Source organism: Kerstersia similis, from assembly GCF_965139615.1.
In the GTDB taxonomy this organism is placed as follows: domain Bacteria; phylum Pseudomonadota; class Gammaproteobacteria; order Burkholderiales; family Burkholderiaceae_B; genus Kerstersia; species Kerstersia similis.
In genome coordinates this window covers 29,117-52,369 of record NZ_CBCSIQ010000029.1, presented here as the reverse complement: position 1 = coordinate 52,369, position 23,253 = coordinate 29,117, and the positions used below count along the sequence as shown (strand labels likewise).

The 23,253-nt window shown below is 61.5% G+C and carries 20 protein-coding genes and 1 tRNA gene; 9 read left to right on the top strand and 12 right to left on the bottom strand.

Annotated elements, in window-relative coordinates:
• Positions 1 to 117: 117 nt before the first annotated feature.
• Positions 118 to 729 carry a hypothetical protein gene (locus ACNA1V_RS15210; protein ID WP_415834446.1) on the bottom strand — a complete coding sequence of 204 codons (612 nt, stop codon included), beginning with the start codon at positions 727 to 729 and terminating at the stop codon, positions 118 to 120.
• A gap of 99 nt (positions 730 to 828) precedes the next feature.
• Between ACNA1V_RS15210 and ACNA1V_RS15205 the strand changes: the two genes are divergently transcribed.
• The 3 genes from ACNA1V_RS15205 (at position 829) to ACNA1V_RS15195 (ending at position 2,701) form a co-directional block, all read left to right on the top strand.
• Positions 829 to 1,068 (top strand): DNA-binding protein, encoded by a 240-nt coding sequence (locus ACNA1V_RS15205; protein WP_415834445.1) that lies wholly within the window; start codon positions 829 to 831, stop codon positions 1,066 to 1,068.
• Entirely contained in the window at positions 1,068 to 1,922 is an 855-nt protein-coding gene (locus tag ACNA1V_RS15200) for a helix-turn-helix domain-containing protein (RefSeq protein WP_415834444.1), read from the top strand. Before ACNA1V_RS15205 ends, ACNA1V_RS15200 begins: the two co-directional genes overlap by 1 nt.
• 398 nt (positions 1,923 to 2,320) lie before the next feature.
• Positions 2,321 to 2,701, top strand: a complete 381-nt coding sequence (locus tag ACNA1V_RS15195) for a plasmid mobilization protein (RefSeq protein ID WP_415834443.1) — start codon at positions 2,321 to 2,323, stop codon at positions 2,699 to 2,701.
• A 60-nt stretch (positions 2,702 to 2,761) separates the two neighbouring features.
• Here ACNA1V_RS15195 and ACNA1V_RS15190 read toward each other — a convergent pair whose 3' ends face one another.
• A complete protein-coding gene (locus ACNA1V_RS15190) occupies positions 2,762 to 2,944 on the bottom strand; it encodes a hypothetical protein (RefSeq protein ID WP_415834442.1) in 183 nt (60 codons plus the stop codon).
• Between the two features lie 100 nt (positions 2,945 to 3,044).
• Here ACNA1V_RS15190 and ACNA1V_RS15185 point away from each other — a divergent pair, with 100 nt between their 5' ends.
• A complete protein-coding gene (locus tag ACNA1V_RS15185; protein ID WP_130486569.1) occupies positions 3,045 to 3,263 on the top strand; it encodes a helix-turn-helix domain-containing protein in 219 nt (72 codons plus the stop codon).
• Between the two features lie 11 nt (positions 3,264 to 3,274).
• Here the strand turns inward: ACNA1V_RS15185 and ACNA1V_RS15180 are convergent, their stop codons facing one another.
• The 5 genes from ACNA1V_RS15180 to mnmC all read right to left on the bottom strand — a co-directional run bounded on the left by ACNA1V_RS15180 (position 3,275) and on the right by mnmC (position 9,555).
• The gene (locus tag ACNA1V_RS15180; protein ID WP_415834451.1) at positions 3,275 to 3,574 is read right to left on the bottom strand and encodes a HigA family addiction module antitoxin; all 300 of its coding nucleotides are present in this window, start codon (positions 3,572 to 3,574) and stop codon (positions 3,275 to 3,277) included.
• Between the two features lie 5 nt (positions 3,575 to 3,579).
• On the bottom strand, positions 3,580 to 4,665 hold the full coding sequence (locus ACNA1V_RS15175; RefSeq protein WP_415834441.1) for an integrase: 1,086 nt from the start codon (positions 4,663 to 4,665) through the stop codon (positions 3,580 to 3,582).
• 128 nt (positions 4,666 to 4,793) lie between these two features.
• Positions 4,794 to 4,869, bottom strand: a tRNA-Lys gene (locus tag ACNA1V_RS15170).
• A 207-nt stretch (positions 4,870 to 5,076) separates the two neighbouring features.
• The gene (locus tag ACNA1V_RS15165) at positions 5,077 to 7,296 is read right to left on the bottom strand and encodes a glycoside hydrolase family 31 protein (protein ID WP_415834440.1); all 2,220 of its coding nucleotides are present in this window, start codon (positions 7,294 to 7,296) and stop codon (positions 5,077 to 5,079) included.
• A gap of 378 nt (positions 7,297 to 7,674) precedes the next feature.
• A complete protein-coding gene (gene mnmC, locus ACNA1V_RS15160) occupies positions 7,675 to 9,555 on the bottom strand; it encodes a bifunctional tRNA (5-methylaminomethyl-2-thiouridine)(34)-methyltransferase MnmC2/FAD-dependent 5-carboxymethylaminomethyl-2-thiouridine(34) oxidoreductase MnmC1 (protein ID WP_415834439.1) in 1,881 nt (626 codons plus the stop codon).
• Positions 9,556 to 9,637: 82 nt separating this feature from the next.
• Here mnmC and ACNA1V_RS15155 point away from each other — a divergent pair, with 82 nt between their 5' ends.
• From ACNA1V_RS15155 to mgtE, 4 genes are all read left to right on the top strand, one after another.
• A complete protein-coding gene (locus ACNA1V_RS15155; protein ID WP_415834438.1) occupies positions 9,638 to 10,540 on the top strand; it encodes an inositol monophosphatase family protein in 903 nt (300 codons plus the stop codon).
• Positions 10,537 to 11,745 (top strand): M20 aminoacylase family protein, encoded by a 1,209-nt coding sequence (locus ACNA1V_RS15150; RefSeq protein ID WP_415834437.1) that lies wholly within the window; start codon positions 10,537 to 10,539, stop codon positions 11,743 to 11,745. The genes ACNA1V_RS15155 and ACNA1V_RS15150 overlap by 4 nt, the downstream gene beginning before the upstream one ends.
• A 328-nt stretch (positions 11,746 to 12,073) precedes the next feature.
• Positions 12,074 to 12,511, top strand: a complete 438-nt coding sequence (locus tag ACNA1V_RS15145) for an acyl-CoA thioesterase (RefSeq protein ID WP_415834436.1) — start codon at positions 12,074 to 12,076, stop codon at positions 12,509 to 12,511.
• A gap of 24 nt (positions 12,512 to 12,535) precedes the next feature.
• Positions 12,536 to 13,999 carry a magnesium transporter gene (gene mgtE / locus ACNA1V_RS15140; protein ID WP_415834435.1) on the top strand — a complete coding sequence of 488 codons (1,464 nt, stop codon included), beginning with the start codon at positions 12,536 to 12,538 and terminating at the stop codon, positions 13,997 to 13,999.
• A gap of 350 nt (positions 14,000 to 14,349) precedes the next feature.
• Here the strand turns inward: mgtE and secA are convergent, their stop codons facing one another.
• Positions 14,350 to 17,064 (bottom strand): preprotein translocase subunit SecA, encoded by a 2,715-nt coding sequence (gene secA, locus ACNA1V_RS15135; RefSeq protein ID WP_415834434.1) that lies wholly within the window; start codon positions 17,062 to 17,064, stop codon positions 14,350 to 14,352.
• A 50-nt stretch (positions 17,065 to 17,114) separates the two neighbouring features.
• Positions 17,115 to 18,107, bottom strand: coding sequence for a M23 family metallopeptidase (locus ACNA1V_RS15130; RefSeq protein ID WP_415834433.1), 993 nt, complete (start codon positions 18,105 to 18,107; stop codon positions 17,115 to 17,117).
• 50 nt (positions 18,108 to 18,157) lie between these two features.
• Here ACNA1V_RS15130 and ACNA1V_RS15125 point away from each other — a divergent pair, with 50 nt between their 5' ends.
• Positions 18,158 to 18,637 carry a DciA family protein gene (locus ACNA1V_RS15125; RefSeq protein WP_415834450.1) on the top strand — a complete coding sequence of 160 codons (480 nt, stop codon included), beginning with the start codon at positions 18,158 to 18,160 and terminating at the stop codon, positions 18,635 to 18,637.
• A 124-nt stretch (positions 18,638 to 18,761) separates the two neighbouring features.
• On the opposite strand, the gene lpxC is transcribed toward ACNA1V_RS15125, so the two are convergent.
• From lpxC to ACNA1V_RS15110, 3 genes are all read right to left on the bottom strand, one after another.
• A complete protein-coding gene (lpxC, locus tag ACNA1V_RS15120) occupies positions 18,762 to 19,688 on the bottom strand; it encodes a UDP-3-O-acyl-N-acetylglucosamine deacetylase (protein WP_415834449.1) in 927 nt (308 codons plus the stop codon).
• Positions 19,689 to 19,855: 167 nt separating this feature from the next.
• A complete protein-coding gene (locus ACNA1V_RS15115) occupies positions 19,856 to 20,335 on the bottom strand; it encodes a barstar family protein (protein ID WP_415834432.1) in 480 nt (159 codons plus the stop codon).
• Between the two features lie 440 nt (positions 20,336 to 20,775).
• Positions 20,776 to 23,067, bottom strand: coding sequence for an NADP-dependent malic enzyme (locus ACNA1V_RS15110; RefSeq protein ID WP_415834431.1), 2,292 nt, complete (start codon positions 23,065 to 23,067; stop codon positions 20,776 to 20,778).
• Positions 23,068 to 23,253 lie beyond the last annotated feature (186 nt).

Genomic DNA, 23,253 nt, shown 5'->3' with positions numbered 1-23,253 from the left:
TCCATCGGGTATATTCCTCCTGCGCAGGCGGAGGAGGCCTACTATCGGACTCAATCTGAATCTGTGCCGATCAACGCGTTACTTTAACCAAACAGCCTCCTCGATTCCCGGGACGATTCAAACAGAAGGGTTGTGCTCTACACAGAACCGACCACTGAACTTCCACGCATTGGCCTTACGCCCCTCATCCTCTGACGCCTCAGCTACTGCACGCATCGTCTCCCGCCAGCACAGCTCACAAAACGGATAATCCGGCGATACCTTGCGGCCATGATTGACGACTTCAGCGGCTTTTTCAGCTTTGACGCCCACTGACTTACGCGCCCGGCGCAGCGACACAAATACCCCGATTTCGTAAAGCGTCTCTAACAGGGCCGCCAAACGCGGATCAGGTGGATGCTGCCTTGCTAATGCGCTGTGTACCTTAGCTCTGTGCGCCATACTCAGCCGCCACAGTCGCTTGCGCTCCCCGCGCTCCAATCCCATCTCTAACCAATGCGAAAACGGCCCGGCCAGCAGCTCTGCCTGCCCCAAGGCATCCAAAGCCTGCGCCACCGGCACATCCAGATACTCACGCACTTTGCTCCAGATCGAATACCGCCGCGAAGCCATGGTGTAAGACGGCGTGCAGGCCTGCTCGAACGCCACCACCGCCGCCCTCACCAGCTCCGGGCAGCCGTCCCACACCACGATCTGATTTTTCCCTTTTGGTGCCATGTTTTTGTTCAACCCAGCCCTGTCAATCTAGCTGTCATATTTCAATCCTTTCAAAGCCTGAAGTTTCGAATAACTTTAGTACCTACTGAATTCTTTTGGAAGGAGTCGAATGTGAATACCCCACACAGCACCCAGGCACTGGAAACCAACCTGCACCAGATGTACGGCCCACTACTGAGCCTGCCGCAGTTGGCAGAACTGCTGCACCGCAGCCCGGACGGTTTGCGGGTGGCGCTGCGCACTTCGCAGCCCTATGCGCTGCAAATCCGGCAGGCCCACGTGAAGATCGGGCGCAGGGTGTATTTCCGCACCGCCGACATCGCCAGTTATCTCAGCCAGGCAGGTGCCTGATGTTCACCAGGTTTGACTGGGCTTTGTCATTGCGCATCAAGCCCGTCGAAAAACTGATCCTGCTGGTGCTGGTAAAGATGACTGATACCAAGGGAGGTTGCTTTCCCAGCATTCGCTTACTGGCCGAGCAATGCTGCGTGTCGGAACGCACGGTGCAGCGCACTTTGAAGCGGTTTGAGGCCAATGGATGGCTGAAGATCGAGGCACGCTGGCGCGATAAAAACGCGGGACAAACTTCCAACGGTTATCAGTTACTGATTGAGCCGTCTGAAAACAAACCCTCTGAAAACACCCCTCAACCCCCTGTCAATTTGTCACCAGCCCCCCGTCAAATTGTCAGGGACGGGGTGACACAGCTATGTCACCCCCCCGGTGACATAGCTGTGTCACCCCATGAACTACCAACTGAACTATCTATTGAAGATGTAGTACCGAAACAAGCTGTGGATAACAGGCGGTTGAGGATGCCGGATCGGTTCAACGCAAACGAGTCCGCCGAGGCGGCTGTTTTGCTGCGTGGCATTGCGCCAGACGCTGCGCCAGACGCTGCGCAGTTACTGCTGGATGAAGTGGCGGGCGCGATGCGCAAACCAGGAGCCATCAAGACCACGCCGATGCGGTTCCTGCGTGCGCTGATAAAGAAGCACCAAAAGGGCGATTTCAGGCCTTATCTCGGCATACCGTCACCTGCCCATGCCGAACGCGGGGAAGACGCAGCAAAGGCCGGGAAATCGACTGATAGCAGCATTGCTACAGCTCACCTTGCGCAGATCACGGGGATGCTGCGCGGCAACGCTTCGGCACCCACCGACCGAGAGACAACCGGCCCGCCCTCTGGCCGTCGCTCTGCATGACCACGAATCGAAGCACAAGCTTCGGCCTCTGGGCCGAAGTTCCTCACCGCCAAGGCGTCAGAACCGCTGGGCGACGGGTGCCGCAACAAGCACGCCCTGAAAACCCTCAGCCATATGCGATCAAACGCGACGACGCGTGAAAGAACGCGAGGCAATGCGATTCAACGCGACGGAATGCGACTTTATGCGAGGGAACGCGAACATGCGCGATTTCAACCAGCCTAGCCAAAGAATCGCGCATGTTCGCGTGAAAAGTGACGGCAAGATGTGTGTTGCACCGGTACAAGCGAGGCCTGCACCGATCCAACACCCCCCTGATTCGCGGGCCGCTCAACAGGTCTTGCTCTGCGAGGCGAACGAGAGCTACCGCTCTTTCAACCTAACAACAGGAGAATGTGATGGATGAACAGAAGACAGCTGCACCAAAAAAGAAACGCGGTGGACGCCCACGAGGCAATTGCGTGGACGTGTACCTCACGCCAGAGGAAAAGACCGCCATCAGCAGCTTGGCCAGCCGTTCGGAGATGTCTCATTCCAAGTGCCTGCGGGCATTAGCTTTGAACACACCCATTCCGTCAGTGTTGGACAAGGATGTGGTGGACGAGATGGTCAGGCTGGGCGCTGATGTGCGTCAGGCGGGCAGCCTGTTGAAACGTTGGCTTTCAGAGGATGACAAAGACGGCGCATCGGAGATCAATCCCGAAGCGATACTGCGTGAGATGCAAGCACTGGCGGAACAGATGCGGGTTTTGATGGCCAAAGCGGTACGCGAACCCTGATGCGTCAGTCAACTCGACGGGATGCCTGGAACCTGTGCCTGACAAACTCCAGACAATCACTCAGTATCCCTTATCCCGAGCGCTGTTATGCGGAGTCGTATGTGTAAAGCCTTTCGTCGCTGGCAGCGAACTTTCTTCTGCGGACGGTTTGCTGTCGGCTTTGCCGCTGCCGCCCACATTGATCACCACGACCGACACCGCCACGATGGCGGCCACAAGAATGACGATGAGTTTGGTGTTCATTTCCCTGCCTCGACCCGGCTCAGGCGGCACACAATCGCACTGCCCGAACCCATAAATAGTCTAAATTCGAATATTCAAAAGCGGACTATAGCATCGAAAGATGCTCTATGGTCCCGCCTACGAGGCAATCCGCAACCTGCTCCGTGAGACTCGCAAACACGCGAATCTGACGCAGGTGGAGCTTGCCCAGAAATTGGGCCGTGGGCAAAGCTACGTTTCCAAGGTGGAACGCGGCGAACAATACATTGATCTGGTCGAGTTTCTGGATTGGTGCCGGGCCTGCAACGCCAAGCCTGCGGAAGTCATAGACAAACTCTGAGCACCCGCGCTCTACGCACGCTGCTGCTTGCGCCGCAGATCATGATTGGCCTGCATCGCCAACCAAGTTCTGGCGGTACTGAACCCCGCAGTTTCCAACCGCTGCGCCAAGTCGGCATCCACTGCCGCGCGGCCATCCAGTACGGCCTGCAATGCGGAAACCTCGATACCAAAACGGCAGGCAGCATCGGTCACGGACAAGCCCAACGCCGCTATCACGTCTTCACGCAAGATTTCCCCTGGATGGCACGGTATCTGCACAGCCTTGCTCCTTTCATTCAACCAGGGCGGCGCGACGACATGCCGCCCCATCGTCATCACGCCCGCACCTTGCGCGGCTTGATCGCATCCAGTTTGTCCACCAGATCCTCGGCCCGCAAGTGGGTGCAGCGCTTGAGCATCTGCATGGATTTGTGGCCGCTGATCGCCGCCACTTCCTGGTCGCTCAAACCTGCTTCCACCAAGCGGCTGACCGCTTCGTGCCGCAGGTCGTGAAAGCGCAGCCCTTCGATGCCCAAACGCGCCTTGATGCCCAGCCACACCTTGTTGAAGTTGTACGGCCTGCGTTTGCCGTCCTTTCCCGGTTCTCCGTAGAAAATCAGGTCGGTGTCCAGCGGGCGCACGGGATGCGTCAACGCTTCACGGAATACCTGCGCCGCCTGGGCGGTCAGTGGCACAGTGCGCGGCTGGGTGTTCTTAGTTTCCAGAAGCCGCACCTCCCGGCGTGACAGATCGACCTGTGCACGTTTCAAAGAGGTGATTTCCGACGAGCGCATGCCGGTTTCAATGGCAATGCGCACGATCCAGCGCAGCATGGGGTTCGAATGCGCATCCACGGCTTCTAGCAGCGCGGTTTCTTCGGCTGGCGACAGCCGCCGGTTGCGCCCGGCTCCTGGCGATGGGCGGCGCACGTTGGCTACCGGGTTGTAGGCCAGCCCCAAGCCCCATTCCTTGATGGCGACGTTATACAGATGCCCCATCAGTGCCAGTTCCAGACGCACAGTGTTGGAAGCGCGAGGCTGCGGCACGCCATCCACACAACGATCTTCGCCCGACAAGCGCCGGTCGCGGAAGGTGGCCACCATGTCGGGCGTGATCGCTGCCAGCGAATACTTGCCAAAGAAGTTGACCAGGGCCGTCGAGCGTTTACGCTCGGCATTCTGCGTCATGGGCCGCTTGGTGGGCGTCACTTCGTCCAGATAGCGCTGCATGGCGGTGGCGAAAGTTTGCCGCTCCGCTGGCGCACGCTGGATGAACAGGCCGCGCACCATTTCATCTTCGGTGCGCCGCGCCCAGTCTTCCGCATCGCGCTTCAGGCGGAATGTCTTGATGGTGGTGGGAAAGCCGGCGCGACGGATGACGGCTTTCCATGTGCCTGAGGGTGTCTTTACGAGGGTGGCCATGGTGCTTCGGTACAGTGTCTGCGTAGGGCCACTGTACCGAAACTGTACCGCAGCGCAAATTTTGTACCGACGCAAAGAAAAAAGGCCTGCCGACGAATCAGCAAGCCTTTGATCTAAAAAAGAAATTCTGGTGGGTCCTGAGGGACTCGAACCCTCGACCAACGGATTAAAAGTCCGCTGCTCTACCGACTGAGCTAAAGACCCCTGTACTGCTGGCTTCACCGGCGATCAAAAACCTGTGAAGCTATAAATTATGACGCAAATGAAGCTGTGTGTCAAAAAACCGGCTGAAAAAGTACAAAAAAGAGTCTTCCTTTGAGACCTTCCTTTTTCTGGCCTGTTCCTGCGGATGCCAGCAAGCTGGCGCGACAAGTTTTTGCGGTTGTCACGCCAGCAGCCTTGTCAGCAGCCCTATCGCGCCCGAGAGATGCGAACTTCCGCACCTCGGCGTTTGACTTCCAGGCCTTGCGAGGGCAGGATGCGCAGGCCTTCCAGGCCCTTGATGTAGCTCGAGCCCTGCATTTGCATGACGCGGATTTTGTTGCGCATGACGACAGGGTTGTTGACCGGCATGCCGAACATCCACACTTCGTCCAGCAGACGAGCGGAGTTGAATTCTCCGGTGTGCAGCGTTGCCGGCCCCAGACAGAGCATGTGGCCTTCGCGGCCAAATACCGGGTATTGATCCAGGCCGCATTCCATGGTCAGAACCGTGCCGCCTTCGTAACGCCAGCCAGTGTTCAGATCCCACCAGGCTTCGCCTTCAGGCAGATAGATCGTCTGGGTTTTACCAGGTTCAAGGATGGGCGCTACCAATAGCGCCGGCCCCAGAAGGTATTGGGTTTGCCATTGCTGCGCACGCTCATCGTTCGGGAAGGACAAGGCCATGGAGCGTTGTACCGGCAGGCCGGTGCGCGCTGCGTCTTCGATGGCGCCCAGCACGTAGGGAATCAGCCGATAGCGCCAGCGCATCCAGACTTGCGCGGCGGCTTCGGCTTCTTCTCCGAATTGCCAGGGCAACAGCCCTTGCACGCCCTGGAAAATGAAGTTGCCGGAGAAGGTCAACGCCGTGAGCCAACGAACATAGAGTTCCGGCGTGACGGCATCCAGCGGCGCGCGGACGTTGCCCAGCGCGTGCATTTGCAGCGGGATGGCGCTGTCACCCAAGGCCAGCGCGGTGCGCAGGCTGAAGGCCAGCCCCGCCCAGTTGTTGGGGACTTCCGGCGCAGCTTGCCACGGCAGACGTTGCGCCGCCGGGAACAGGTCGGTGCCCGGCGCGACACCTTCAGGCGGAATCTTGTGGCCGGCCACCGCATCAAACAGCGAGCGGCGCGCCAGCAGGGGGTAGAGCGTGCGCAGCGCGGCACCGCTGTCGTCCCCACGCGAAACCAGGCCATCTTCCAGGTTCGCAGGCACACTGCAATAAGGTGCCTCCAAGCCATCCTGGAACAATTGATGATGACGGTCACGCCACTGGGCGTACACATCCTTGTTGGTCAGATCCAGCAGCGCATAGGCTTGCCCGCTGGTCGCCGCGATACCGGGAAACACCTTGGCGTCACCCGAGTCTTCCGCCAGCAGCCAACCACGGTCTTCCAGCTCTGTGAAAGCTTCCGAACCCGCCAGCACACCAGGAAATACACTGGCGCTGACATGCAGATCGCGCTGTTTGAATAGCGCGAGGGCTTGCTTGGGGTCAGGGAAACGCTGCGCGTCCCATTCCAGGTTGAGCTTGCCTTCGCGCACCAGACACGCCGCCGGCTCAGGCAGCTGGACGACATCCAAGCCCATGCCATGCTCACGGAATTCTGTCGCCAGTTCAGCCGATTCAGTGACGGACAGGGTGTCCGGCGTTTGCAGCCAGGTCCCCATGGCCCACAGGCTGGGCTGGCCCGCACGGCCTGTCAGCTGAGTGTATTGATTGAGAATTTCACCCGGCTCGCCCGCAAACAGGAATAAGTCCAAGACCCCGCTGTCGATACCGATGCGGTAGTCATCCGGGAACTCATCGTCACCCACGGCATGCACGACGCGCTCGACGCTGTTGACGTAAACGCCCCAGCCTCGCACGCTCCAGGCAAGCGGCAGCGCGCGGTGAGTCGGATCGTCGGACACAATGGTTTCACCGCGGCGATCCAGGTCGCCCGCAGTTTCCCCCAGGCCATAGACGGCCTCGCCCGCTTCCAGCCCGAAGGCAAGCGCCCAGTAGGGCTCGTCGTCGCCAGCGGCACCATGCCAGCTGCCTTGCTGAGCGGAGTCCGCATTCAGCAGCACACGGTCGCCACGGCGCAGCACCAGGCGCCATGGGTGGTGCGCAACTTCCAGCTCGACCTCGCCTTGTTGCAAACGCCAGATACCGGCATCGCTGTCGGTCTGGACCTCCATTTCCCCGACCGCTTCCTCGCGTGCCAGCAGCATTTCCGCCACGGCACGCGCACGCTGAGTGCGAGGTTTATCACTGGTGATCTTTTCCTGCGGCCCGGCACGCAGACGAAATACGCCCGGTGCATGCGGCTCGATCACCAGCACATTGCCCGCCCCCGCATCAAACTCGATGCGGTTGGCAGACGACTGACTGGTTTCGAGATGATCCAGTTGTATCGTATGGACGGAGTCGTACGTTGACGGCACTGAGCATCCCCCGGCCACGCGCAAACGGCCGCACGCGGCCTCCCGGGAGGGATTCCGCGCACCCGACCATTCGCCCGAAGGCCTAAATAGCTTCAAAAGCCACTATTCTGACGGATTTGCGCGGCGAAATAAACTCACTCCGATATTTTCGAACTAAAATCCTGGCCTTTTTTCAGTCCGCCTTGCCCTTTTCCTCTCCGGTTTCCCGAGGAAAAGCTCATGATCTCCAGCACTAAGCGTCACTCGCCCCGCCGCGAGGTACAGAATCCGCCACTGATACATACAGTTACCTTGGGCGCGCCGTGATGGTCCAATCTTCCGCTGAAACCTTCCCTGGCTGCGGGATTCCACCCGTTCCGATTGCTGCCACTTGCGCAATCAGGGCCTGATAGTTTCCAGCAGATCGCGTTCCAGGGGCAAAGGCTCGCCCTCCAGATGCGCTGCCAGCACATCGCCTGCCAGGGCCGCCCACGAAAATCCGCGAGATCCGAATGCGGTCGCGACCCAGGCATCCGGCAGCTGCGGCACTGGCCCGAAGACCGGCAGGCGGCCAGGGACGACCGCCCGCCAGCCGGACCAATCCCCCATCCACCAGGTTTCCGTTCCATCCGATACGCCCAGGCGTGCATCAGCCAGCATGGCCGGCATTTTTTCCGCAATGGCGCGACGCCGCGCCAGCCTGTCCCAGGCGGCGCCGTCTTCTTCATAGGTGCTGCCCAGCACACAGCGGCCTTCCAACGCGGGCAGCACATAGCCTTCGGCGCCCAAGACGCACGCCGGGCCGCCACCCAGTCTTGCCGACGGCCAGGCGGCAATCGCCCCGCCCGTCGGCTGCAGGCCCGCCAACCGTGGCGCAGCCTGCTCTGTCAATCCGGCCTGCTGTAGCAAAGGCCATGATGCCGCCGCGCCGGCCATGACCAGGATGGCGCCTTCCGCCAGTATCTGCCCGTCCTGCCCCATGGCCTGCCAGCCCTGCTGGGTGTGCTGCAACCCGGCAACACTAGCCTGCACCGGGACAATGCCCGGTGTGCGCAACAAGGCGCCCAGCAATTCCGGTGGGCGCACCAACATGCCTGATGCGAAATACACCCCGCCCTGGCTCACGTGCAAGCCGGCGCGTTCACTGGCTTCCTCCTGTTCCATCCAGCGCACCCAGGTTTCCGGAAACGCCAAGGCAGCCAAGGCTTCCCTGGGGTCTCCGGCCCGGCCTTCCAGCCGTTGCATTTGCAGTGCGCCACAGCGCAATGGCGCTGCCGCCTCCCCCAAACCGGACCAGCGCGCCCAGGTTCTCAGGTTGCCCGCACGCGCCAGCCGGGCACGCGGATTGTCATCACGCGCAATCAGCGGAACGCAGGCAGCCGCCACATGCCCTTGGTGCACCCCACCGGCCAGAACCGGCGCAGGATCCACGACGCTTGCCTGCCAGCCACGCAAGGCCAACGCATGAGCCATGCCAGCGCCCGCCGGCCCGCCGCCGATGATCAAGGCAGTACGCGCCCCCTGATGAGGCTGAGGCAAATGCGCCTTGCCCGGTGTGCGCAGCGCCCGGCGCACGCCTGCGACCATATGCCGTTTGCCATGCAGCCCCGGCCGGCGCTCGACCAGGAAACCGGCATCTTCCATGGCCCGGCGCACATGGCCGGCGCTGCACCAGGTTGCCAGTGTCGCATCCGGCGCAGCCATTCGCGCAAGGCGCCGGAACAAATGGGGCGACCACATTTCCGGGTTGCGCGCCGGAGAAAATCCATCAAAAAAATAGGCATCCACACGCGCTTCCAGGCGCGGTGCCAAGACCAAAGCCTGCCCGAAACCCAGTGTCAACGTCAGCGCACCCGCTTCGAATTCCAGCCGGTGCAACCCAGGCAATGGCTCCGGCCATTGGGCCAGCAACTCGTTCGCCAGCGCTCTTAACTCGGGCGCCAGGCTGGCGCGCCACATGGCTGCCAAACCGTCATGGGTGAAGGGGTGCGCTTCCAGAGACACGACATGCAAACGCCGGCAGCGCGACGGATCGGCGCGCCAGGCCTGCCACAGCGCCAGAAAGTTGCCGCCCAGGCCAAACCCCGTTTCACACACGACAAAGCGCTCGCGCCCGGCCCAGCGCCGGGGCAAGCCATTCCCTGCCAGAAAGACATGCCGCGCCTGAGCCAGCGAGCCTTGTGCGGCATGGTAGATATCGCCATAGTCGGAACTGTAGGGCAGACCGGCTGAATCCAGGTCCGGCCGGGCCGACTTTAATGCTTGATACGAAGAAGACATGTAAAAGGGATAGACTTCCGCATGGAATAATGAATATTACTGCCAGCCACCGCGCCGGCCGCCTTTCCTGGATGAGTGAAGCATGAAGACCTCTTTTCCCGACCTGCCGGATCTCCTCTCGCTGCGCGCCCTGAGCGAAGCCATAGACACTGCGGTTAGCGCCGCTCATGCAGGCGCCGCGATCCTGCAGGCCTATTCACACCGCCGCAGCGATCTGGTCATTGACCACAAGGCCCAGAACGACCTGGTATCCCAAGCGGACCGGGAAGCCGAAGCCGCCATCATCAGCGTGCTGCGCGAGCGGACGCCGGATTTCGGCATCGTTGCCGAAGAAACCGGCGGCCGCCCGGAAGGCAAGGCCACCTGGTGCATAGACCCGCTGGATGGCACGACCAACTACCTGCACGGCATTCCCCACTATGCCGTTTCCATTGCGCTGATCGCCCATGACGACACGGAGACAGGCAACCAGGAAAATCCGATTGTTGCCGTGGTCTATGACCCCAACCGCGAAGAGCTGTTCACCGCAGTGCAAGGCATAGGTGCATGGCTCAACGGGCGGCGCATCAACGTGTCACGTTCGCCGTCCCTGGAGCAGTCGGTGCTGGCCACCGGTTTCCCGTTCCGGGACTTTTCTTTCGAAGCGCAGTACATGCCCATGCTGCACGACGCCATCCATGCCACTCGCGGCATCCGCCGCATCGGCGCCGCTGCGCTGGATCTGGCCTGGACCGCCTGCGGCCGTTTCGATGGCTACTGGGAAATGGGCCTGGCCCCCTGGGATGTGGCAGCGGGCACCTTGCTGGTGCGTGAGGCTGGCGGGCTGGCCGACGATATGTACGGACGCGAGCCCTGGGCCCGCAGCGGTAATATCGTAGCTGGGAACAAAGCCGTCGCGCGCAGCCTGCAGGCGCTTGTCGCCCCCCATCTCGACCATGCCAACCCGGCCAGCGGGCCCGGCGCATGCAACCAGGAACAGCCATGAACATCATTCCCGAGCTAAAAGACTGGCACGGTGAATTCCGCGATATCCGCCGGGACATCCATGCCCATCCTGAACTGAGCTACGAAGAAAGGCGCACCTCGGCGCTGATCCAGTCACTGCTGCAACAATGGGGCGTGGAAACCACCAGCGGCCTGGCCAGCACAGGGGTAGTCGGCACCATTCGCGGCAAACGCGGCAACAGCACCCGCGCCATCGGCCTGCGTGCCGATATCGACGCACTGCCCATGCAGGAAGCCAACCAGTTCGGCCACGCCAGCACTTACGCCGGCCGCATGCATGCCTGCGGCCACGATGGCCACACCACCATGCTGCTGGCTGCCACCCGCTACCTGGCGCAGACACGCGATTTCGACGGGATTGTGCACGTCATTTTCCAACCCGCCGAAGAAGGCGGCGCCGGCGCCCGACGCATGATGGAGGATGGCCTGTTCGAGCGTTTTCCTGTGGAAGCGGTCTTCGGCATGCATAACTGGCCCGGCCTGCCGGCAGGCGAATTCGGCGTGTGCGCCGGCCCCATCATGGCCTCCTGTGCCGAGTTCCAGATCCACATCGACGGCAAGGGCACCCATGCCGCCATGCCGCACCTGGGCGTGGATCCGATCATGCCTGCCGTGCAGATCGCCCAGGCCCTGCAAACCATCATCTCGCGCAACCGCAACCCGCTGGATACCGCCGTGCTGAGCATTACCCAGATCCATACCGGCAGCGCGGACAACATCATTCCTACGCATGCCGTGGTAAGCGGCACCGTGCGCACCTATGCCGACAGCATGACGGACATGGTCGAGCAACGCATGCAGACCATCACGGAGCAGATCGCCGCCGCCTTCAATTGCGTCGGACGGCTGAAATTCCACCGCACCTACCCCGCCACCATCAACGATCCGGGCGAAGCCGCATTCTGCGCCCAGGCGCTCAAGAGCATTGCCGGCGCGGCCAAGGTCAACGATGCCGTCAGGCCATCCATGGCGTCCGAGGATTTCGCCTACATGCTGCGCGCCCGGCCAGGATGCTATTTCTGGCTCGGCGCCGGCGATGGCAGCCACCGCAGCGGAGGCCACGGTGAAGGCCCTTGCCTGCTGCACAACGACAGCTATGACTTCAACGATGACCTCATCCCTGTCGGCGCTTCGGCCTGGGTCGCGCTGGCACAGCAACGGCTGACGCCTGCGGCGCAAGCCTGAGCTTGCAGCGGCGGCGGACCGGAACCCAGCAATGAATGGCTCACCGGCCCGCCGCAACGACAAGCCGCACCACCTCCCGGATGCACGGTTCCGCTCGCCCCGAAACGTCCATGGGGGCTATCATCACGGTTTTCCCGCAAAGCATCGCATCCTGCAGGCATGACAGGCCGCGCATGCCATGGCGTGACCCGTGCAGGCCATACCGGCCGCCGCCCCCGTTTCGGGCGCAAGCACCCTTCCCGGTCTTTGCGCAGCCCTCGTCGGAGACAGACCGTTCCTGCATAATCGCCACCATTTTTCAAACAAGTCGAGAAGGACTTCTGGCATCATGAGCATCACCCCCTCCCAGCATCCGGCAGCGCCCAATCCCGGCGTAGAAACCCTGCCCGACTGGCCCGAAGGCAAGCACGCTACCCTGCGCGTCGTCCCCATGCCGGCTGACGCCAATTACTACGGCGATGTATTCGGCGGCTGGATCATGTCCCATATCGACGTGGCCGGCGCCATTGTGGCGGCACAGCTCGCCCAAGGGCGCGTCGGCACCGTGGCCATCAATGCCATGCAATTCCGCCAGCCCGTCGGGGTTGGCGATCTGCTCGCCTTTTATGCCGAAATCACCCGGATCGGCACCACTTCCGTGACCGTGCGCGTCGATGTTTTCGCACAACGGCGCCTCATCGGCGATATCGTCAAGGTCACGGAAGCGACGTTAACCTATGTCGCCATGGACGAAGCTGGCAAGAAGCGCAAGCTGCCCACGGCCTGAACCCGCGTAGCAGGAACCCCATCAATGACGACAGCCACCAGTACGCCCCCCGCGCCGCGCCGCCTGGATCCGGAGGACGCCCAGCTTGCCCTGCGCCAGGTACAGGACCTGTTGCGCCGGCAGCAGCTGGTGTCCGAACTGGCGCATCGCCAATATGCGGAAAACGACCGTGCCGGCCTGATGGAGAATCTGCTGCACCGGCAGCATGATGCAGAAATCAAGCAGCTGGTGGACGAACTGCACCCGGCGGATATTGCGTTCATCCTGGAGTCCTTGCCCAAGGATGAACGGCAGATCATCTGGGGGCTGGTGGATCACAGCCATGATGCGGATGTGCTGCTGGAAGTGGACGACTGGGTCCGGGAATCGCTGATTGAAGCGATGGATCGCCAGGACCTCGTTGCCGCGACCAGCGACATGGATGCCGACGAGCTGGCCGACATCGCCCCCGACCTGCCCCCGGATGTGGTCGCTGAAGTGCAGAAGGGACTGACGGACGAAGAGCGTGCCCGCCTGCTGACCGCCATGGGCTATCCCGAGGATAGCGTCGGCGCGATCATGGACTTCGAAATGGTGCGCGTGCGCGAGGACGTCACCCTGGAGGTCGTGCTGCGCTATCTGCGCCGCCTGGGCGAACTGCCCGATCACACGGACCAGATTTTTGTCGTTGACCGCCAGGATCGCCTGCAGGGCACGCTACCGCTGACCCGGCTGCTCGTGTCCGAACCCGAAACCGATGTGCGCGATGTCATGAGCCCGGATTTCCTGGCGCTCAGCCCAACGGACTCCGACGCCGAAGCCGCTGGCGCCTTCGAGCGCTATGATCTGGTTTCCGCCCCAGTCACCGACGACCAGGGCCGGCTCATTGGCCGCGTGACCATCGCGGATGTCGTGGACGTCATCCGCGAAGACTCTGACGAACAAGCCCTGTCACGCGCCGGGATGCAGGAAGAAGACATCTTCGCCCCCATGCGCGCCGCCATGCGCAACCGGGCGCCATGGCTGCTGCTCAACCTCTGTACGGCCGCCATCGCCTCCATCGTGGCATCGCGCTTCGAGGATACGGTCAGCCATATCGTGATCCTGGCCTTCCTGATGTCCATCGTCGCCGGTATCGGCGGCAACTCGGGCAACCAGACCATGACCATGATCATCCGTGCGCTTGCCGTCGGCCGCGTCACGCCCGACAACGTCTGGCGGCTGATCAAAAAGGAACTCAGCGTCACCCTGCTGGTCGGCCTCTGCGGCAGCCTGGTGGCCGGCGGATTCGCGTGGTTCATCTCCGGCGAGATTTCCATTGCCCTGGTCATGATGGGCGCCATGGTCTGCAATATGCTTGTCGGGGCTGGCGTCGGGGTGCTCGTGCCCATGGTGCGCGCCCGTTTCGGCAAAGACCCGGCACTGGGCTCTTCCGTGCTCCTGACCTTCGCAACAGACAGTCTCGGATTTTTCATCTTCCTGGGGCTGGCGACGATTTTCCTGGTCTGACACCCGCGCATCACAGGCAGCCATTGCCCGCAGTGTCTGCCTCCGCAACATGTCATCCACACCCTGCCCGTCATGCCCTTGAGAGGCCCCCAGCGCCTCTCATCGGCATCGGCCCTCTGCCCCGCCCCCTCCCCTTTGCCGGCATGCCAGCCACGCCCAGCATGAGCTGGAGGGCCTAGGCTCGCTGGCGTTTGGCACCCGCGAACAAAACGGCCTGAATCCACGCAAGGCCAACACGCCAGACCAGTAAAAAAAGGCGTGAAACGGGCATTTGCCCCTTTCACGCCTTTCCATCCAGCAGCGCCCAAGGCGCCACTGAACACACTCACACTCCAGTCACTGCACAGGCATCAAACCAGTTTGCCGTGGCATTGCTTGTACTTCTTGCCGCTACCGCACGGGCACGGGTCGTTGCGCCCCACCACCGGCATGGTTTCGCCAGCAGCCGGTGCTGCCTCATCCACCGTTTCGCCACCGGCCTGATACTGCGCATTGCGCACCTGGGCATCCGGCTCGGTCTGGGCGACTTGTTCAACCTGTTCCGGCGACTGGATACGCACCGTCATCAATACCTTGACGACTTCATTGCGCACACGATCCAGCATATCGGAGAACAGTTCAAACGCTTCGCGCTTGTACTCCTGCTTCGGATTCTTCTGCGCATAACCCCGCAGGTGAATCCCCTGGCGCAGGTGATCCAGCGCAGACAGGTGCACACGCCACTGCAAATCCATGGCCTGCAGCAAAATGGAACGCTCGAACTGCTCCCAGCTCTCGGCCCCCACACGTTCGATCTTGCCGTGATAGACGGTGCGCGCCGCTTCCAGGACATCGGCCAGGATTTCTTCCTCGCCGTAATCCGATTGCTTTTCGAGCTTGTCGGTCAGCGGCAATTGCAGCTGCCACTCGGCTTCGAGCACATTCTGCAGGCCTGCCACATCCCACTGCTCTTCCAACGTGCCATGCGGCACATAGCGGCTGACCAGTTCCTGGAAGGTTGCGTCGCGCAGATTATCGACCATCTCGGTCAACGAACCGGACTCCAGCACCTCATTGCGCTGGGCGTAGATCACCTTGCGCTGATCGTTGGAAACGTCGTCGTATTCGAGCAGTTGCTTGCGGATGTCGAAGTTGCGCGCCTCGACCTTGCGTTGCGCCGTCTCGATGGAGCGCGACACCATGCCGGCTTCGATGGGCTCGCCTTCCGGCAGGCGCAGGCGTTCCATGATGGCGCGCACACGCTCGCCGGCGAAGATACGCATCAGCGGATCTTCCAGCGACAGGTAGAAACGCGACGAACCCGGATCACCCTGGCGGCCCGCACGGCCACGCAGCTGGTTGTCGATACGGCGGGACTCATGGCGTTCGGTACCGATGATGCGCAGGCCACCGGCTTCCTTCACCTGGCGGTTGAGCGGCTCCCATTCGGCGCGCACGGCAGCAATCTGCTCGGCCTTGGCGGCTTCGGGCAGGCTGTCATCCAGCTGGATCAGGCCGATCTGCTTTTCGATGCTGCCGCCCAATACGATATCGGTACCACGGCCCGCCATGTTGGTAGCGATGGTGATGTGGCCCGGCTTGCCGGCTTCAGCAACGATTTCTGCTTCGCGGGCGTGCTGCTTGGCGTTCAGCACGCTGTGCGGCAGGCCAGCGGCCTGCAGGCGCTCGGAAATCAGCTCGGAGTTTTCAATGCTGGTCGTACCGACCAGCACGGGCTGGCCACGCTCATGGCAATCGCGGATATCCGCGATGATGGCGTTGTACTTTTCTTCGTTGGTCTTGAAGACCTGGTCGTTCTGGTCCTTGCGGATCATCGGCCGGTTGGTCGGGATGATCACCGTTTCCAGGCCGTAGATCTGCTGGAATTCGTAGGCTTCGGTATCTGCCGTCCCCGTCATGCCGCCCAGCTTGTCGTACATGCGGAAGTAGTTCTGGAAGGTGATCGAGGCCAGCGTCTGGTTCTCGTTCTGGATCTTCACGCCTTCCTTGGCTTCCACCGCCTGGTGCAAGCCGTCGGACCAGCGCCGGCCAACCATCAGGCGGCCGGTGAACTCATCGACGATGACCACTTCGCCATCCTGCACGACATAGTGCTGGTCGCGATGGAACAGGTTGTGCGCACGCAACGCCGCCATCAGGTGATGCATCAGCGTGATGTGGCGCGGGTCATACAGCGATTCGCCTTCGGGCAACAGGCCCAGGCGCGCCAGGATCTGTTCGGAATGTTCGTGGCCGCTCTCGGACAGATACACCTGGTGGCTCTTCTCGTCCACCCAGAAATCGCCTTCGGGTTCCGGCTCGTGCGCCTTGGGCTCGGAGGCCATGCGCTTGAGCAGCGGCGGCACCGCATTCATGCCCACATACATCTGGGTATGATCTTCGGCCGGGCCGGAAATGATCAGCGGCGTACGCGCTTCGTCGATCAGGATGGAATCGACTTCGTCAACGATGGCGAAGAACAGCTTGCGCTGGCGCTTGTCATCGGCGCGATATTCCATGTTGTCGCGCAGGTAGTCGAAACCGAATTCGTTGTTCGTGCCGTAAGTGATGTCGGCACGATAGGCCGCACGCTTTTCTTCGTTGTCCTGCTGGGGCACAACGACCCCCACCGTCAGACCGAGAAAATTGTAAAGGCGCGCCATCTGCGCGGCATCACGCCGCGCCAGGTAGTCGTTGACCGTCACGACATGCACGCCCTGGCCAGCCAGGGCATTCAAATAGACCGGCAAGGTCGCCATCAGCGTCTTGCCTTCGCCAGTACGCATTTCGGCGATCTTGCCGTCATGCAAGGCCATACCGCCCATCAATTGCACATCGAAGTGGCGCATGCCGAACACACGGCGGCCGACTTCACGCACGACGGCGAAAGCCTCGGGCAGCAGGTCGTCCAGCTTGGCACCATCGGCCAGCCGCTTTTTGAACTCTGGGGTTTTGGCCGCCAGCGCTTCATCAGACAGCGCCTTGATGGAATCTTCCAGCGCATTGATTTGCGCCACTTGGCGCCGATACTGCTTGAGCAGCCGATCATTACGGCTGCCAACGATTTTTTTCAGCAGAGAAAGCATGCGAGTGGGGTCACAGTTAGCGGACTCGCCGCACAAGGAAACAGCCCAGTTTAACGCAGTCGGGACGACTTATTCCCGGCTTCGTCCAAAATACCCGCCAAAGTGCTTTGAGATGCATTCGCAGCCAGAAACAGCTTGGGGTCCAACGCCTGCCCGGCCATGCGGACTTCGAAATGCAAATGTGGCCCGGTCGAGCGGCCCGTCGAACCGACTTCCGCTATTTGCTGGCCCGGCGCCACCAGATCGCCATTTTTCACCAGCAGCTTGCGCGCATGCGCGTAGCGGGTGATCAGGCCATCGCCGTGGTCGATTTCAACCATGTTGCCATAAGCGCTGTGGTAGCCGGATTCCACGACCACCCCACCGGAGGCCGCCACGATGGGCGTTCCCGAGGGCGCAGCGAAATCCAGGCCTTCATGCATGGACATCCGCCCCGTCACCGGGTTGCGGCGCCAACCATAGGAAGAGGACAGGTAAGGGTATTTTTCCGCCAGCGGCTGGCGCGTGGGCATGCGCGCCATGTCGGCGCCCTGGCGCGTCAGCGCGGCATCCAGCACGGTGTACATGCCTGATTGCTCTTCGAGCTTGCGTTGCAATTCATCCAGCAGGCGGCCGATGTCTTCGGCACTATAGCGCTGCGCGGCGGCAGCGCCATCCGTGTCATCCATGACACCATCCACCGGGCTCAAGGCACCACCCGTGGCGCCAGAATGAAACTCGCCGTCCGGCACGCGCAGGCCAGCGCGGTTGGCCAGGCGTCGGCCCAACCCATCCAGCGTGGCCAACCGCGCCTGCAGATCGCCAACCTTGCCTGCCAGCATGCCTACGTTGTCGCGCAGAAAGGCGGAATCGCGCAAAATCTGCTCAGGCGGCATAATACGTTCACGCGGCACGCCGCCACGTACATCCCAGTAACGCATGCCCAGCGCTCCCAGCGCCGCTGCCGCGACCAGCCCGGCCGCCAGCAGCAAGGTCACAGGCAGACCGCCCAGAACCCGCCGCGTCACTTCACCGCCGCTGCGGTGAACTATCATAATCTTCATCAAAGACTTCCCTTGAACCTTGCAGCCACGGTATGACCACCGCCAAGACCATGCGTTCCCGTACGACTGACAGCCGGATACAACACTGGCTGGATGCCAGCCCTGGTGGCTCCAACATCATGGCCATTGCCAAGCACCATCTTCAGATACAGGAGGCGCTGCAAAAGATACTGCCGACCGCTCTGGGAGCGGTATGCGAGGTGGCGCGTGCCGAACAGAACCGGCTGCTGCTGGCCGTTCCCAGCGCCGCGCATGCGGCGAAACTGCGGCAATTGGCGCCCTCGATCAGCAGGACGCTGTGCGCTCAAGGCTGGAACCTTACCGAAATTAGCATCAGGATTCAAGCAGATTTGCGACAATTGAAGTCTCAATGGCAGCGTCCCAAACCAACGGCACATCCGCTGGATGCGTCTGCCTTGCAAGCCTTTTCCGAGCTGCACCAGGATCTGCAACCCGGCCCGCTGGCCGATGCCGTGGCCCGCCTATTGCGCCATCACGCCCCCGGGAATCCGGACGATTCCACCCGCTGAACAAGCGAAATATTGAGCAAAAAGCCCCTTGTCGCCTGGCAGCTGCCAGACAACAAGGGGCTTTTTTCAGCAGCGCCAGCGCCTGTGCGGCTCCACTCAGGCTGGCCGGCAAACTGCCATGAATTCAGGCCAGCTTCCAGGCGCGCTGAAACACCGGCGCCGCTTCCGCTTGCTCTTCCTCGAAGGTCACGATTTCCCAGGCATCCTGCTGTTCGAGCAGGGCACGAGAAATCCGGTTGTTCAGGGCGTGGCCGGACTTGCAGGCGACATAGCGCGCCATCAGCGGCTTGCCGATCAGGTAAAGATCGCCAATCGCGTCGAGAATCTTGTGTTTGACGAACTCATCGTCATAGCGCAGGCCATCGTTGTTGAGCACACGGTACTCGTCCATCACGATGGCGTTGTCCAGGCTGCCGCCACGCGCCAGGCCGACCGCGCGCAGCGCTTCAACCTCATTGACGAAACCGAAGGTGCGTGCACGCGCGATTTCGCGGGTGTAGGAATGGGTGGCGAAGTCGATTTCCGCAAACCCTGCCGTCGCGTCGATGGCCGGATGGTGGAAATCAATGGAAAACGCCATGGAGAAACCGTTGTACGGCTCCAGGCGCGCCCACTTTTCATTGCGGCCCTCGCCTTCACGGACTTCGACCGTCTTGAGCACGCGCAGGAATTTCTTGGGCGCTTTCTGTTCTTCGATGCCTGCCGAACGCAACAAGTACACGAAGGTACCGGCGCTGCCATCCATGATGGGGACTTCTTCCGCCGTCAGGTCGATGTGGATATTGTCGATGCCCAGACCTGCCAGCGCCGACATGATATGTTCCACTGTGGAGACCCGTACGTTGCCCTGCTGCAACACAGAAGCCAGCCGGGTATCACCCACCTGATCGGCCAGCGCGGGAAGATCGACAACTTCCGGCAAATCGACGCGGTGAAAGACGATGCCGGTATCGGGTGCCGCCGGACGCATGACGAGTTCTACCCGCAGGCCTGAGTGCAGGCCAACGCCAGCGGTACGTACGACATTTTTGATGGTGCGTTGACGGAGCATGATGCGGTCACGAGAAGAATGAACCCGAAGTGGCACTGCCATGAGACAGTGCCTTTCACGCTATTGTAACGCTCGCCAGGCCCCAGGGACAGGGAACTGACATTTGTTGAAAACGAAAAATCCGTGTGGCCCGACCCATTTGTGCAAGATGCCGGCCACCTGATGATTTATTCTTCGTCGCCGCCAGCCTGAGCGCTCCAGGATTGCGCCAGCCCTGGCTCCGGCTCGGGATGACGCCCGGCATGCTCGATGACAAAGGCAAAAACCTTGCCGGTGTCCGCCACGGCCTCGGCCACGTTCTCGCAGACAATCTGGATTTCCCGCGCATCGCCTTCCAGCGCCGGATCGCCGGAATGCAGGCGGCGCAAATACAACAGCACGCCCTGGCGCTGTTCCTGCACCGTGTCTGCCAGGCAGTCGTAAAGGCTGTCCATATCGTTGCCGAAGAACACGGGAAAATCCACGGCCTTGGCGATGGCACGCAATACCGCCGAACGGCTGCGCGCCCGGTCGCAATCTGCAATAAAGAAACCCAGGCCCTGTGCGGACGCGGCGGCTTCCAGGCCGGCGGCATCCACCTGGTCCAGATCAATGGCACCCCCGCGCTGAAGCGCCTGCGCCAGACCGTTTGAAGGGGTCGAACTCATGTTTGCGTCTCCCTGAACAACGCAGTAACAGTCTCGCTAGGCCGCATCGTATCGGCATAGCGTAATCCAATCAATTCCCGGGTATTCCCGGCAATACGCGGGGGACGGGCCACCTGCCTGCCTCACCTGGAGACACGGCTGCCCCGGTTGGCTTCGGCCAAGTTCCACCACCATGGGCAGAGCAAACGAAGCGCCGGATGCGGCAGGCTGTCATGGCTGCGCCAGACCGCGCGGGCGAAGAATACCGGATTTTTTTCCCGCCGTTCCATTTCCCGTGCATTTCGTTGTCACGATACCCCATCATTGCATATCCAGACCTTTCCAGGCAGCCAAGGTTCCCGCCCCCCGGACGATCTCATCGTCCTCCCGAATCAAAAATGGCGCCATCCCCGTCACAGGAATGGCGCCATCATCAGCACGGCGGAAAAACCAGGGGGCAATCAGCGCCCGCTATTGGCATCCACTACCGTCAGCGCGGTCATGTTGACGATGCGGCGTACCGTCGCGCTGGAGGTCAACACATTGACCGGCGCATTGGCGCCCAGCAGGAAGGGGCCGATGGCGATATTGCCGCCCGCCGCCGTTTTCAACAGGTTGTAGGCGATATTGCCGGCATCGACATTGGGGCAGACCAGCAGGTTGGCTTCGCCCGACAAGGTCGAGGACGGCAGAATGCGCATGCGCAGGCTTTCGTCCAGCGCGCAATCGCCATGCATTTCCCCATCGACCTCCAGATCCGGCGCACGCTCACGCAGCAAGGCCAGCGCCGCACGCATCTTTTCACCCGAACGCGCACCGCCCCCACCGAAGTTCGAGCGCGACAGCAAGGCCACCTTGGGCACCAACTTCAGCCGGCGCATTTCCTCGGCTGCCGCAATGGTGAACTCCGCGATCTGCTCGGCGGTAGGATCATCATTGACGTGCGTATCGACCAGCGCCAGCGCACGCGACTCCAGCAGCAGGATGTTCATGGCCGCGTAGGTATTGGCGCCGGGTCGCTTGCCTATCACTTCGTCGATCAGTTGCAGGTGATTGCCATAGGAACCGACCGTGCCGCAGACCATCCCGTCGGCATCGCCCAGGCGCACCATCATGGCGCCGATCAGCGTCAGGCGACGGCGCATTTCCACCCGTGCCATTTCCTTGGAAATGCCGCGCCGGCTCATGAGGTCCCAGTAGGTGCTCCAGTAGCGGTTGAAGCGCTCGTCAAACTCGGGATTGGTGACTTCCACATCCACGCCCAGACGCAGGCGCAGGCCGAATTTTTCAATCCGGCTGGCCAATACGTTGGGGCGGCCGACCAGAATGGGCTTGGCCAGCTTTTCATCCACGACCACCTGGACAGCACGCAAGACCCGTTCGTCCTCGCCTTCTGCGAACACGATGCGCACTTTGCCACCTTCGGCCACCAGGCGCTTGGCCTCCGCGAATGCGGGACGCATGAAGGCGCCGGAGTGATAGACGAACTGCTGCAGTTGCGCCACGTAGCTGGCCATGTCGGCAATCGGACGCCGCGCCACACCGCCTTCCATGGCTGCCCGGGCTACCGCCGGGGCGATGCGCACCAGCAAGCGCGGATCAAAGGGCTTGGGAATGAAGTATTCCGGGCCAAACGATGTGCCGTACGACCCGTAGGCCGCTGCAACGGTTTCATCCTGCTCTTCCTTGGCCAGATCGGCGATGGCGTAAACCGCTGCCTTTTCCATCTCCAGCGTGATCGTGGTTGCGCCGACATCCAGCGCACCGCGGAAGATGTACGGGAAGCACAGCACGTTATTGACCTGGTTGGGATAATCCGAGCGGCCGGTTGCAATCACTACATCATCACGCGCCGCATGCGCCTCTTCGGGCAGGATTTCCGGCTGCGGATTGGCCAGCGCCAGAATCAGCGGCCGGGCCGCCATGGCCTTGACCATATCCTGCTTGAGCACGCCGCCGGCCGACGCACCGAGGAACACATCGGCCCCGCCAATGACATCGGCCAGCGTCCGGGCATCGGTCGCCTGCGCATAGCGCGCCTTGTTCTCATCCATCAGTTCGGTGCGGCCTTCATAGACCACGCCGACAATATCCGTGACCCAGATATGCTCACGCGGCAGGCCCAGTTCCACCAGCAGATCCAGACAGGCAAGGGCGGCAGCACCTGCCCCGGACGCCACCAGCTTGATATCCTTGATGTCCTTTTCCACCACGCGCAGGCCATTGATGATGGCTGCCGCCACGCAGATGGCCGTGCCATGCTGGTCGTCGTGGAACACCGGAATGTTCATGCGCTCACGCAGCGTCCGCTCTACCGTGAAGCACTCCGGCGCCTTGATATCTTCCAGATTGATGCCGCCAAAGGTAGGCTCCAGGCTGGCAATGATGTCGATCAGCTTCTGCGGATCGGACTCCTTGATTTCAATATCAAACACATCAATGCCGGCGAATTTCTTGAACAGCACGGCCTTGCCTTCCATGACCGGCTTGGACGCCAGCGCGCCGATATTGCCCAGCCCAAGCACGGCGGAACCGTTGGTAATCACGCCGACCAGGTTGCCCTTGCCGGTATAGCGAAACGCATTGTCGGGGTCGGCCACGATCTCTTCGCAGGGCACCGCTACACCCGGTGAATAGGCCAGAGCCATATCACGCTGATTGCTCAATTGCTTGGTCGGCACAACCGACAATTTGCCGGGACGACCTTTCTCGTGATAATCGAGTGCAGTCTGACGCAGAGTATCGTTAACCATGGCGAATCCGAAAACCGTGTTGATGATAGGGATATACGGGAGGCCATTCTAGCCCCTTAACGCGGAAAACGCCGCATTCCGCCACGCTGCGCATGCAAAGCAATCTTGGCACCCGGGCTGGCCTGCCCTGCCATGGCTTACTACAATCCTGTTTTTGACCGGCAGGTTCCGCTGCCGGATATGCCC